Origin of the sequence: Klebsiella sp. WP8-S18-ESBL-06, assembly GCF_014169755.1 — a bacterium.
Classification (GTDB): Bacteria; Pseudomonadota; Gammaproteobacteria; order Enterobacterales; family Enterobacteriaceae; genus Kluyvera; species Kluyvera ascorbata_B.
The window spans coordinates 3912286-3922563 of sequence record NZ_AP022256.1; the positions used below are offsets into that span (position 1 = coordinate 3912286).

Sequence of the window (10278 nt, forward strand, 5' to 3'; positions counted from 1 at the left end):
GCACATCCAGTTGCGTAGCCAGTTCACGCACCAGTGCGGCAGACTCAGCGCAATGCAGCTCTTTCGCCAGCGCATGCCCGGCAGCTACGAGTTCTTTAGTTTTGTTGGTCATACCGCACTCTCCTGATGAATGATTTCCAGATCCAGCTTTTGAGCCAGAGCATGTTCCGCTTTTGCGCCTGCGGAATTCTGCCAACCGGACAGCAGGAAAATTCCGTCAGCGCAGCGGAGCATTGCGAGACAAATATCCATGTACTCTGGCTGACTCAGACCATCTGGAAGCGTCGCGGGGTTTAACACCACATGGCCTTCCGAAGCCAGGCGCAAAGCCTCAAAATGGAACGCAGGGCGGTTATATTTCGGGATGCCGGTCATTGGCCCAGCAATGTAAATTTTCATCAAAATTCCCTCTTTTTGTTGGGTCTGGCATCATTCGCGCGACGCTTCTGCTCAGCAGCAGCCTGGTCGCAGTCGTAGATCGCACCGTTGCGCTGGTCGCAATACACAACGCCGGTCGGGCCGTGGCGGTTCAGGCGCAACAGCAATTCGGTAGCCGCCTGATCTGCGTTTTCGTCGTAAAATCCTTCGCGGTAAATTCCCAACCAGTAATCGCAATCCTGCTCGATCTGCCCTGTCTCTCGTGAATCACTCGATGTTGGGCGTTTGTTAGGGCGCTTCTCCAGATCGCGGTTCAGCTGGGTAAGCAGCACCACGATACAGTTCAGTTCCTTCGCCAGGTTCTTCAGCCCCTTCGTGATAATCCCGTAGGCCAGATCGTTACGGTCAGCCTTGTCGGCGGTCATAAGAGTCAGGTAGTCCACCATCACCATGCCGATAGTGCCGCGTTCACGCTTGATACGACGCGACTCAGCTACGACGTGAGCAAGCGTGATTCCGGGTGTATCGTCGACGTACAGATTTCCGCTCTGGGCCAGACGTCCACCAGCAGCAAAAGCCATTGCCACTTGCGTGTCGTCGTAACGGTCAGCGTAAAAAACGTCGGTATTTACTCCACTAGCCTGCCCAATCATGCGCTCAGCGATTTGCTTATCAGACATTTCAAGACTGAACATCAGCGCGGGCAGTTTTTCGACCTCGGCACAGTTGATGGCCAGCTGGCTATACAGCGTGGTTTTACCCATCTTTGGACGTGCGCCGATCACCATCAGAGCGCCTTTAACCAGCCCTTTCGGTTGCAGCAGGTTATCCAGCGATCCGATCCCCGTCGACAGTCCACGCGTTGCGTCTGAGTCGCTCCAGCGCGCTTCCACCTCATCCACCCAGTCGCCCATCACTTCCGAAAACTCGCGGAGCCCCCGGCGGTTACCGGTTTTCGCGTAGTCAGCGATATCAGTGAACAGGGTCTGAATAGCGTCAAACTTCTGACTGGTGGTCATCCCGTTGCGGGAATACAGCAGCTCGGTGGCGCTGTTCAGCTTGTCAATGCCGTAACGCTCCATGGCTTTCTCGCGCACCAGCATGGCGTAGTGAACGATGTTCGCCGCGCTGGGAGTGTTTTTGGATATCTCGGCCATGTAAGCGAAGCCACCAGCCTGCTCGCCAAGCCCTTTAGATTCCAGCGACTCAATCAGGGTGATCAGGTCGATAGGCTTCTGGTTGGCTGCCAGCTCCCGCATCTCGGCGAAAATCACCTGGTGGGGGCGGATGTAGAACGATTCTGGTTTGAGCATCGACATGGCGGTCTGGCAGCGATCGCTACCGCTATCCAGCATCATGCCGCCCAGCACACTTTGTTCGGCTTCGATGTTCTGCGGGATCATGTTCATGTCGGTCATAGCGCTTTCTCCCTGGTTTTCAGCAGGGTGTCAGAGCGCAACAGATAATCGAAACTGGCGCGCCAGCCTCTGTCGTTCTCACCGAAGTAAAACTTTGGTGCTCGCTCAGCGAAAGCGGCGAAGTAATTCTCCACCGCCTCGACGGTTGGCTCTTTCAGTTCGGTCAGCAGGCGTTTGATAGCACGGCGACGTTTGTCGTTTAGTGCCTCTGCCTGAGGAAGGCGGTCTCCCAGGGTGGTGTTGTATGCAGACAGCACTGCCTGGTAGTCGATCGGGGTTTTCTTTGAGACAGATTTTTCTTCCTGCCCGACACACTCCCCCTCTGGGGGTTGGGGGGTATTAGTATTTAATGTATTTATATGTCTTTGGTGTTCCCCTGAATTGAGGGATTCTTCTTCCCCTGATTTAGGGGATTTTCCCTCATTTTGAGGTATACCCTGATTTGAGGGATTATCCCCTGAATTGAGGGATTCTTCTTCTTCGTCATTTACCCCCTGTTTTGAGGGATTTTCTGTATCGCTGCTTTCACCGGCTGGTAGTAACCATTCGGCGGTGTTTTTATTCGGTCCAATACTCCTTCCAACCTGGGTTAGCAGGTTCATTCCGACGAGCTGGACGCGCGCTTCACTCACGCGTTTTTCTGGCAGCCTTGCTATCTGAGCAATCTGAGAATTGGCAATCCTGTCCATGGGCTTATTCCACCCATAAGTCAGGCGCAGAACAGCAAGCAGGACTTTGAATTGTCGCTTCGTCAGGTCAGCGCCTGCGTATTCTTCCAGAAGCATGTTTGCCAGGCGCGTAAAACCATCATCAAGATCTGCCACCCGACGCTCCACGACCGTAAGAGCCGGTCTGATTGGTATGACTGTTGCGAGATTACCCACGGCTTTCCTCCTTACGCTTCAACTCCTCCAGGATGGCGCGCATCTTCTCGGCCACTACCGGATTAATCGAACGCACGAAGCGGTCGCGGGTATTGTTTTTATGTACAGCGGTCTGGTAATAGCGGTTGTTTTTTGCCATTATTCCTCCTGCAATTGGTCGAACATTTGCACCTGAGAGCCGCTTGTGTTCGTGCACAGCGGCTTTCGCCTTTTCAGAACAGGCCCGGCTGGGCGTTCCGTTTAACTTTTCGCTTCTCAAAGCGGTCAGCAGGTAACTGCTGCTTCTCCGCCCACAGCTTTGCGTGCCGTAAAACATCATCAAAAATCTTCCCCTTTCTGCTTGCCTGGCTCATGCGCTTGTACATGTCGATAGCCTGGAACTCCCCCCCCTGAGCCACTCCCAGAGAGAAACCGAGCTTCAGCAGTTCTTCACGCACATGCTTTTCGATGAATTCGATATGGTTCATGGCTTAATCCCACCCCAGCGGCCCCGGCCTTGCCCGTTCGGCTTTCAGCCCGATATCAGCGAGCGTTTCGACTGAGGCCAGATATTCACGCGATACCAGCACAGCTTCCGGTGGTGCGGCCTGAATCCCCAGGAAGGCCAGCTCTTTCGCCATGGTGCTGAAATGCCCTTCGGCTTTACGCCTGCTGGCTGTCGACTCGCTGATGCCCATATGCTCGGCGTAAGACTTCTGGCCCACTGATGCAAGCCGGTTGAGCAGGACGCTTTCGATCTCAACCGGATTGATAACTGGCGGGTCTAACTTTCGTGCGATTGCGTTCTCCATTGGTGATAATCCCCTTGTAAAAACATATGCCGCTGATTAAGCGGAGGCATCGGGTGCTTTTTCCCGGTCTGGGTTTGCTGCTTGACGCAACCATTCGGAGGTGAACTTCCCACCAGATGCGTCAGCAAGGATCTGTGAATAATTGGTTTTCTCTGTGTATTCAGTGCGCGGTAAGGCTGCGTTCTTAACCCACTTATGAATAGCCACATTCGACAGTCCGCATAGGCGAGCTGCTGCTGTTTGGCCGCCTACAGCTTCAATAGCGAATTGCATTGGATTCATAGCGTTTTCCATTAACCAAATTAACTACGGGTTAAGATTAATTCTTAACTGACAGTTATGTCAACTCTATTCGATAATTAACGCATGGTTAAAAAAGAAGATTTAAAAGAAGAGTTCTCCAAACGACTACACACTGCATGTCTCGATGCTGGTGTGGCGGGGCGTGGGCTCGCGGGCAGGATTCGTAGCGCATTAAAAGCTCAAGGTATTGACGTTTCTGAGCCGGGGATCTGGAAATGGCTTAACGGCGCAGCAATCCCAGATATGACAAACATCATGGCTTTAAGTAAATGGCTTGGGGTTTCTCCAGAGTGGCTTGAGTATGGGCGAGGCGAAAAGCTCGCTGAAAAACGATTATCTGATGATGCTCTCCCCCCTGTAAGTGAGTGGGGTACTGTCGAATCTTGGGATAGAAATACCCCTCTACCAGAAGATGAGGTTGAAGTGCCGTTCTTGAAGGATATCGAATTTGCCTGCGGGGATGGGCGCGTCACTGATGAAGATTACAACGGTTTCAAGTTACGTTTTTCCAAAGCAACTTTACGACGCGTAGGTGCCAGCACTGACGGCTCGGGTGTTCTGTGTTTTCCAGCTTCCGGTGATAGCATGGAACCAGTTATTCCTGATGGTGCAACCGTTGCAGTTGACACCGGAAATAAACGAATCGTTGACGGTGAACTGTACGCAATCAACCAAGGCGATTTAAAGCGAATCAAACAGCTTTACCGCAAGCCTGGAGGAAAGGTGTTAATCCGCAGCATCAATCGTGAATACGATGACGAAGAGGCAAACGAAAGCGACGTCGAAATCATCGGATTTGTGTTCTGGTACTCTGTTTTGCGTTACCGTAGATAGACATAATCCGGCCACTGAGCCGGATTTTTTTACACCCCTTTTCTAACGATCTCCGCAGCATCTCGATTAACCCCCTTCCCGATCACGTTCCCTGTTTCACGCCTTACCCGTTCCAGCTCTTCGACAAGGTTATCTCTATTGATTGGCACACCAAATGCAATAAGATTAACCACAGCCATCCCGATCGCCCCAGAAATCAAGCCCGCACGCTCTTCATTAAAGTCCATAAGCACCTCAATAGCTGTTTTTTTCATCATATCACTCCACGATTAAAAACTAAATTAACCTATTTTTCAGTTGGTTATTAACCAAAATAAAAATAATTAACCATCGGTTATTGACCAAAAATAACCAACGGTTAATAATCATCTCATCCAAACAACGCATTCAAACGCGAATGCCCGGGTAAAAGTTCTGGCAGCCGGGAAGACGGTAAGGGGATGAGATGAAAACTAACCACGCAGTACCAAACAACGGTCGTGCAGTCGTCATGCGCAACAGTCGCACCGGCGCAGCATGGCAGGTTTCCTACGACTACCGCGACGGCACCTACTGGCACGAACCGCAGGGCAACCTGCGCAACATTCGCCGCCCTTATGCCTCACGCACCATCGAACCAAATCTTGTGCCTGCGGGGACTCACTGATGGGAGCCCTGTACGCATTAGTGCTGACCATCACCATGACGAACGGTGATTACCAGGACGCTGTTGTCGGTATTTTCGACAATCAGCAGCAATGTGAAGCGGCAGCGAGTGAGCAAATGGGCGTCACTAACTACTATCCAGTCGAAGGCATCATTCACGCTGACGAAACGCCAGCAGGATATGACGCGAAATTTTGAGGGATAAGGGATGTGCAACTGCATTAATGAGGTCGGTGCTCAAATCGAAGCACGGCTTAAAGAGAAGGTTCCGGAGGGTGCTGAAGTGAGTGAAAGCATCCTTGATCGCGGTTGGGAAAATCAGTTTTTTTCTCTTTCTGATGGCGGCTCACACGTCACTCTGAAATACAAACTGGCGTACCGGGCCAAAAAGAAAAACGGCGAAATGGCTAAAAACCTGAACCGCCTGGAAACCAACGTAAAAATGAGTTTCTGCCCGTTCTGCGGCGAATCTCAGGGCTGACACCACCAGAAAAACCGAATTTAACCGAACGGTCGGCTAATCAAGCGACAGGACTTCTACACCCAAAATTTAAGGATCAGCAATGTTCGACTTAATTAAGCACCTCGTTAAAAACGATATTCAGCACACTGTTTCCGATAGCGGGAATATTACCGTCACCCACAATCTGGATCTGGAAGATGTTAGCGGCGTCGACGCCTTGCCGGACAATCTGACCGTGGGCGGCTCGCTCGACCTGCGCGGCACCAGCATCACCGCGCTGCCGGACAATCTGACCGTGGGCGGCTCGCTCGACCTGCGCGGCACCAGCATCACCGCGCTGCCGGACAATCTGACCGTGGGCGGCTCGCTCAACCTGGAAGGCACCAGCATCACCGCGCTGCCGGACAATCTGACCGCGGGCGGCTCGCTCTACCTGCGCGGCACCAGCATCACCGCGCTGCCGGACAATCTGACCGTGGGCGGCTCGCTCAACCTGGAAGGCACCAGCATCACCGCGCTGCCGGACAATCTGACCGCGGGCGGCTCGCTCTACCTGCGCGGCACCAGCATCACCGCGCTGCCGGACAATCTGACCGTGGGCGGCTCGCTCGACCTGCGCGGCACCAGCATCACCGCGCTGCCGGACAATCTGACCGTGGGCGGCTCGCTCTACCTGCGCGGCACCAGCATCACCGCGCTGCCGGACAATCTGACCGTGGGCGGCTCGCTCAACCTGGAAGGCACCAGCATCACCGCGCTGCCGGACAATCTGACCGCGGGCGGCTCGCTCTACCTGCGCGGCACCAGCATCACCGCGCTGCCGGACAATCTGACCGTGGGCGGCTCGCTCGACCTGCGCGGCACCAGCATCACCGCGCTGCCGGACAATCTGACCGTGGGCGGCTCGCTCTACCTGCGCGGCACCAGCATCACCGCGCTGCCGGACAATCTGACCGTGGGCGGCTCGCTCTACCTGCGCCCGGAGAAGATCACGAACGTTTCTTACCGTGAAAACTGCGGTTACTCCAGCCGTACCATCTTCGCTATGTGGACCGGCAAAGAGTTCCGGATCGCTGCGGGTTGCTTCTTCGGTTCCATCGAGCAGTTCGAACAGGCAGTAGACGACAAGTATGACGGCAACGCAGCCGAAGCATACAAAAAGGCCGGGCGTGACTGCGTGGCTGAACTGACAGAAAAGCTAAATCCGAAAGACTGAATTGATTCCGGCAGCCTACACGGTGCCGGGCTTCCAGAACAGGAGAAAAAGCGATGCATTCCGAAAACCAACAGCAAGCCATGAACCTTATCGCGCTGCTGTGCCTGATGTACCACTTATCGCCAGCTGACCTTGAGGCCATCGCCCACCAGCTCGCGCACTTCGATGCAGTTTGTGATTACAGAACACAGGGGATTAACAATGCTGCGTGTCATTGATACCGAAACGACTGGGCTGGAAGGCGGCCCGGAAACCGTGGTGGAAATCGCCAGCGTCGATATTGTCGACGGCGTGATCTGCAACCCAATTAGCGACCTCGTTAAGCCAGGCGTGGCGATCGGTTTTGAGGCCATGGCTATTCACCATATCACCGAAGACATGGTGGAAGGCGCGCCACTGCTCAGTGAAGTAATTGGCCGCTATATGGGTGCCGACGCATACGTCGCCCACAACGCGAAGTTCGATAAAGCCAAGCTTCCCGCAATGAACGCTCCATGGATCTGCACCGCCAAGCTGGCGCGTTCGCTCCTGCCGGAGCACAAGAGCCACAGCAACCAGTATCTGCGTTACAGCCTCGGGCTGAAACCGGAAGTACCTGAAGGGCTGTACGCTCACCGAGCGCTGTATGACTGCTACGTCACCGCCGAATTGCTGCTCTATATGGGCCGCCTGGCGAAATGGACGATGGGCGAGATGCGCGCCATCTCCAATAACCCTTCCCTGCTGCATGCGCTCCGCTTCGGTAAGCATAAAGGCGTCCCGTTCGCAGAGCTGGCAAAAACAGAACCGGGTTACCTGCGCTGGCTCGTTGCCAACAGCGACGACGAAGACGTGCTGTTTACGGCTGAACACTGGCTGAGCGGGGGTAAATGATGGGTACTCCAGTGCTGATCCTCGGTGATTCTGGCGCGGGCAAGTCCTACAGCCTGCGCAACTTCAATCCGGACGATGTGATGCTGCTCCAGTGCATCCCCAAAATGCTGCCGTTCAAGTCTGCGGGCTGGAAACTTCACGGCAAGCTGCTGCCAGACGGAAGCAAACAGCGCGGTAACGTTCTGCGCTCGGATAACTGGGAAACGGTGCTGGACACCATCTATCGCATGGTGCAGTCGAAAACGCGCCGCGTCCTGATCATCGACGATTTCCAGGTGGTCATGCAGCACGAAAACATGAACCGCGCGTACCAGACCGGCTATGCCAAGTTCACCGAAATGGCAGATCACATCTGGCGAATCATCATGGCGGCCACCGAACTGCCGGACGACTTCCGCGTTTATTTCCTGGCTCACACCGAAGAGACCGAGGGAAAGATCCGCATGAAGACTACCGGAAAGATGCTCAACGAAAAGCTGACGCCAGAGGGCTATTTCTCCATCGTGCTGCGCGCCATCAAGAAGGACGGCAAACACGTCTTTCTCATCAAAGGCGATGACAACGACACCGCCAAAGCACCGCCTGACCTGTTCCCTGATCAGACGGAAATGGACAACGACCTCCACGCCGTAGACGTGGCTATCACCGAATTTATGACCGAATTGTAACTCTGAGGAATTAACGATGAACCAACCAATGACTTTTATGTGGAACAACGAAACTGCTGAGATGGCGAAGAAAGCTGGCGCAACAGGCGGGATCAGCGAAACCGGCGCTTACGAGGGCGAAATCGTTTCTGCGGTGTACACCTTCGGGAAAGATGGCAGCCAGTCCCAGGCGCTCGAACTGAGCCTGGATTCCAACGGGCTCAAGGCGAATTTCCTGCGCATTAACTTCCTCGGCAAAGACGGCCAGCAGACTTTCGGCATGGGGCTGGTATCAGCGCTGATGTGGGTCGCCCAGGTCAAACAGGCGCAACCGCAGCAGGTACAGGGCCAAAACGGCATCGAATGGCACTGCCCGGCACTGGTTGGCAAAAAGGTGGGCCTGTTCCTCCAGAAGGTGCTGTACACCAAAAACGACGGCGGCGACGGCTACAAGTTCGAAGTGCGCCACGTTTTCCAGCCGGGAACGCGTAAGACCTACGCCGAACACGCTGAGAACGCCCCAGCAGAAGCGATCGCCGCGCTTGAAATGTCGATGAAGGATAAGGACGAACGTATTCACGGCGGCGCGCAGTTCTCTGGACCACGCAATACCCAACATGGCGGTAACCCTTATGCAAATCAGACTGGCGGCGCACCACAGTCTCGCTTGCAGCAGAACAGCGGTCAGCCACCGGTCGACTTTGACGACGATATCCCATTTGCGCCGATTGGTCTCCCGTTCCCTTCTCACTCTATCTATGCGTTATGACACACGCACAGGACGAAATCAGGGTTGGCGCGGTGCGCCTGCCCTGGCTCAAAGAGAAAAACGGATGGTTGATGCCGTGGGGTGATGTCGTTACCAACCCACTGAAGGCGCAACGACTGGCTGAAGAACTTAACGAAAAGCAGGTGGCAGCATGAATTACGGATTTGTAAATGTTTGCGTTGAGCAAATCAATGAAGCGGTTAAGCTGCCACCAGCACACAATCCCGCATCACGAATTTGGCAGCGCCCGTTCCTTAAATGGGCTGGCGGCAAATATGCGCTGCTGCCGGAACTGGATCGCCTGATCCCCGCAGGTAAGCGCCTTATTGAGCCTTTTGTGGGTGGCGGCTCGGTGTTCCTTAACTCAGACAAGCACGAACGCTTCCTTCTGGCTGACGTCAACGCTGACCTGATTAACCTGTATCAGATGCTGGCGGTGGTCCCCGATTCGGTTATCTATGAGGCAATGAAGGCATTCAGGCATCTGAATGATGCCGAAAACTACATGGTAATTCGTGAAGCATTCAACGCGCAGCGGCTGGATGCGGTCGATCGCGCAGCAGCATTCCTTTACCTCAACCGGCACTGCTTCAACGGCCTGATTCGTTACAACCTGGACGGTTTTTTTAACGTCGGCTTTGGGAAATATAAAGCGCCATATTTCCCGGAAGAAGAGATCAAGGCATTTAAGCAGAAGGCTCACGCATGCGTATTCATGAATGCAGGCTTCAGGCGCACGCTCGCGCTGGCAGGTGATGGTGACGTCGTTTACTGCGATCCGCCTTATGAGCCGCTGCCCGGCACCGCTGGTTTCACTAACTACGCGGCTGGTGGGTTCTCATGGGATAGCCAGGTAGAGCTTGCGGAAAGCTGTGTGGCAGCCCACCAGCGGGGGACGAAAGTGGTGATCAGCAATTCTACCGCTCCGCGCGTAATTGAACTTTACGAACAGCACGGCTTCACTCTGCACCGCGTCAGTGCTCGCCGGGCTATATCCAGCAAAGGCAGCACCCGCGAAACAGCGAGTGATGTCGTAGCCACTTTGGGAGTGCAGTGA

The 10278-nt window shown here is 54.3% G+C and carries 18 protein-coding genes; 10 read left to right on the plus strand and 8 right to left on the minus strand.

Features of this window, described 5'->3' with window-relative positions; all coding sequences use genetic code 11:
• Positions 1-108 precede the first annotated feature (108 nt).
• The 7 genes from H7R76_RS18845 to H7R76_RS18875 all read right to left on the minus strand — a co-directional run bounded on the left by H7R76_RS18845 (position 109) and on the right by H7R76_RS18875 (position 3753).
• On the minus strand, positions 109-399 hold the full coding sequence (locus H7R76_RS18845) for a DUF4406 domain-containing protein (protein ID WP_062856095.1): 291 nt from the start codon (positions 397-399) through the stop codon (positions 109-111).
• Positions 399-1796, minus strand: coding sequence for a DnaB-like helicase C-terminal domain-containing protein (locus tag H7R76_RS18850; protein WP_182966117.1), 1398 nt, complete (start codon positions 1794-1796; stop codon positions 399-401). The genes H7R76_RS18845 and H7R76_RS18850 overlap by 1 nt, the downstream gene beginning before the upstream one ends.
• Entirely contained in the window at positions 1793-2620 is an 828-nt protein-coding gene (locus H7R76_RS18855) for a replication protein (protein ID WP_262112995.1), read from the minus strand. The genes H7R76_RS18850 and H7R76_RS18855 overlap by 4 nt, the downstream gene beginning before the upstream one ends.
• Positions 2621-2672: 52 nt before the next feature.
• Entirely contained in the window at positions 2673-2819 is a 147-nt protein-coding gene (locus H7R76_RS18860; RefSeq protein ID WP_178328224.1) for a hypothetical protein, read from the minus strand.
• Positions 2820-2892: 73 nt separating this feature from the next.
• Positions 2893-3147 (minus strand): hypothetical protein, encoded by a 255-nt coding sequence (locus tag H7R76_RS18865; protein WP_182968077.1) that lies wholly within the window; start codon positions 3145-3147, stop codon positions 2893-2895.
• Between the two features lie 3 nt (positions 3148-3150).
• A complete protein-coding gene (locus H7R76_RS18870; protein ID WP_000426372.1) occupies positions 3151-3471 on the minus strand; it encodes a CII family transcriptional regulator in 321 nt (106 codons plus the stop codon).
• Positions 3472-3507: 36 nt separating this feature from the next.
• Positions 3508-3753 carry a helix-turn-helix domain-containing protein gene (locus H7R76_RS18875; RefSeq protein ID WP_182945167.1) on the minus strand — a complete coding sequence of 82 codons (246 nt, stop codon included), beginning with the start codon at positions 3751-3753 and terminating at the stop codon, positions 3508-3510.
• Between the two features lie 84 nt (positions 3754-3837).
• Between H7R76_RS18875 and H7R76_RS18880 the strand changes: the two genes are divergently transcribed.
• Positions 3838-4608: an XRE family transcriptional regulator gene (locus H7R76_RS18880; protein ID WP_182934497.1), complete on the plus strand. Its 771-nt coding sequence runs from the start codon at positions 3838-3840 to the stop codon at positions 4606-4608.
• A gap of 29 nt (positions 4609-4637) precedes the next feature.
• Here H7R76_RS18880 and H7R76_RS18885 read toward each other — a convergent pair whose 3' ends face one another.
• Positions 4638-4865 carry a hypothetical protein gene (locus H7R76_RS18885; protein ID WP_227673919.1) on the minus strand — a complete coding sequence of 76 codons (228 nt, stop codon included), beginning with the start codon at positions 4863-4865 and terminating at the stop codon, positions 4638-4640.
• A 188-nt stretch (positions 4866-5053) separates the two neighbouring features.
• Between H7R76_RS18885 and H7R76_RS18890 the strand changes: the two genes are divergently transcribed.
• The 9 genes from H7R76_RS18890 to H7R76_RS18930 all read left to right on the plus strand — a co-directional run bounded on the left by H7R76_RS18890 (position 5054) and on the right by H7R76_RS18930 (position 10278).
• A complete protein-coding gene (locus tag H7R76_RS18890) occupies positions 5054-5254 on the plus strand; it encodes a hypothetical protein (protein WP_021241757.1) in 201 nt (66 codons plus the stop codon).
• Positions 5254-5451 (plus strand): DUF1482 family protein, encoded by a 198-nt coding sequence (locus tag H7R76_RS18895; RefSeq protein ID WP_182966119.1) that lies wholly within the window; start codon positions 5254-5256, stop codon positions 5449-5451. Before H7R76_RS18890 ends, H7R76_RS18895 begins: the two co-directional genes overlap by 1 nt.
• Before the next feature lie 10 nt (positions 5452-5461).
• Positions 5462-5734 carry a hypothetical protein gene (locus H7R76_RS18900; RefSeq protein WP_182966121.1) on the plus strand — a complete coding sequence of 91 codons (273 nt, stop codon included), beginning with the start codon at positions 5462-5464 and terminating at the stop codon, positions 5732-5734.
• An 82-nt stretch (positions 5735-5816) separates the two neighbouring features.
• A complete protein-coding gene (locus H7R76_RS18905) occupies positions 5817-6932 on the plus strand; it encodes a leucine-rich repeat domain-containing protein (RefSeq protein WP_182966123.1) in 1116 nt (371 codons plus the stop codon).
• A 201-nt stretch (positions 6933-7133) separates the two neighbouring features.
• Positions 7134-7805, plus strand: a complete 672-nt coding sequence (gene exoX, locus H7R76_RS18910; protein ID WP_182966125.1) for an exodeoxyribonuclease X — start codon at positions 7134-7136, stop codon at positions 7803-7805.
• A complete protein-coding gene (locus H7R76_RS18915) occupies positions 7805-8473 on the plus strand; it encodes a DEAD/DEAH box helicase family protein (protein ID WP_000537165.1) in 669 nt (222 codons plus the stop codon). Before exoX ends, H7R76_RS18915 begins: the two co-directional genes overlap by 1 nt.
• Before the next feature lie 16 nt (positions 8474-8489).
• Complete coding sequence (locus tag H7R76_RS18920; protein WP_021242890.1) at positions 8490-9221, plus strand: single stranded DNA-binding domain-containing protein; 732 nt, start codon at positions 8490-8492, stop codon at positions 9219-9221.
• Positions 9218-9376: a DUF1317 family protein gene (locus H7R76_RS18925; protein ID WP_021242889.1), complete on the plus strand. Its 159-nt coding sequence runs from the start codon at positions 9218-9220 to the stop codon at positions 9374-9376. The genes H7R76_RS18920 and H7R76_RS18925 overlap by 4 nt, the downstream gene beginning before the upstream one ends.
• Positions 9373-10278, plus strand: coding sequence for a DNA adenine methylase (locus H7R76_RS18930; RefSeq protein ID WP_227673920.1), 906 nt, complete (start codon positions 9373-9375; stop codon positions 10276-10278). The genes H7R76_RS18925 and H7R76_RS18930 overlap by 4 nt, the downstream gene beginning before the upstream one ends.

What these genes read in the sequence shown, in the direction of transcription:
- H7R76_RS18845 (WP_062856095.1), bottom strand. Translation starts at nt 399, where the DNA reads ATGAAAATTTACATTGCTGGGCCAATGACCGGCATCCCGAAATATAAC.
- H7R76_RS18850 (WP_182966117.1), bottom strand. Translation starts at nt 1,796, where the DNA reads ATGACCGACATGAACATGATCCCGCAGAACATCGAAGCCGAACAAAGT.
- H7R76_RS18860 (WP_178328224.1), bottom strand. Translation starts at nt 2,819, where the DNA reads ATGGCAAAAAACAACCGCTATTACCAGACCGCTGTACATAAAAACAAT.
- H7R76_RS18865 (WP_182968077.1), bottom strand. Translation starts at nt 3,147, where the DNA reads ATGAACCATATCGAATTCATCGAAAAGCATGTGCGTGAAGAACTGCTG.
- H7R76_RS18870 (WP_000426372.1), bottom strand. Translation starts at nt 3,471, where the DNA reads ATGGAGAACGCAATCGCACGAAAGTTAGACCCGCCAGTTATCAATCCG.
- H7R76_RS18875 (WP_182945167.1), bottom strand. Translation starts at nt 3,753, where the DNA reads ATGAATCCAATGCAATTCGCTATTGAAGCTGTAGGCGGCCAAACAGCA.
- H7R76_RS18880 (WP_182934497.1), top strand. Translation starts at nt 3,838, where the DNA reads ATGGTTAAAAAAGAAGATTTAAAAGAAGAGTTCTCCAAACGACTACAC.
- H7R76_RS18885 (WP_227673919.1), bottom strand. Translation starts at nt 4,865, where the DNA reads ATGATGAAAAAAACAGCTATTGAGGTGCTTATGGACTTTAATGAAGAG.
- H7R76_RS18890 (WP_021241757.1), top strand. Translation starts at nt 5,054, where the DNA reads ATGAAAACTAACCACGCAGTACCAAACAACGGTCGTGCAGTCGTCATG.
- H7R76_RS18895 (WP_182966119.1), top strand. Translation starts at nt 5,254, where the DNA reads ATGGGAGCCCTGTACGCATTAGTGCTGACCATCACCATGACGAACGGT.
- H7R76_RS18900 (WP_182966121.1), top strand. Translation starts at nt 5,462, where the DNA reads ATGTGCAACTGCATTAATGAGGTCGGTGCTCAAATCGAAGCACGGCTT.
- H7R76_RS18905 (WP_182966123.1), top strand. Translation starts at nt 5,817, where the DNA reads ATGTTCGACTTAATTAAGCACCTCGTTAAAAACGATATTCAGCACACT.
- exoX (WP_182966125.1), top strand. Translation starts at nt 7,134, where the DNA reads ATGCTGCGTGTCATTGATACCGAAACGACTGGGCTGGAAGGCGGCCCG.
- H7R76_RS18915 (WP_000537165.1), top strand. Translation starts at nt 7,805, where the DNA reads ATGGGTACTCCAGTGCTGATCCTCGGTGATTCTGGCGCGGGCAAGTCC.
- H7R76_RS18920 (WP_021242890.1), top strand. Translation starts at nt 8,490, where the DNA reads ATGAACCAACCAATGACTTTTATGTGGAACAACGAAACTGCTGAGATG.
- H7R76_RS18925 (WP_021242889.1), top strand. Translation starts at nt 9,218, where the DNA reads ATGACACACGCACAGGACGAAATCAGGGTTGGCGCGGTGCGCCTGCCC.
- H7R76_RS18930 (WP_227673920.1), top strand. Translation starts at nt 9,373, where the DNA reads ATGAATTACGGATTTGTAAATGTTTGCGTTGAGCAAATCAATGAAGCG.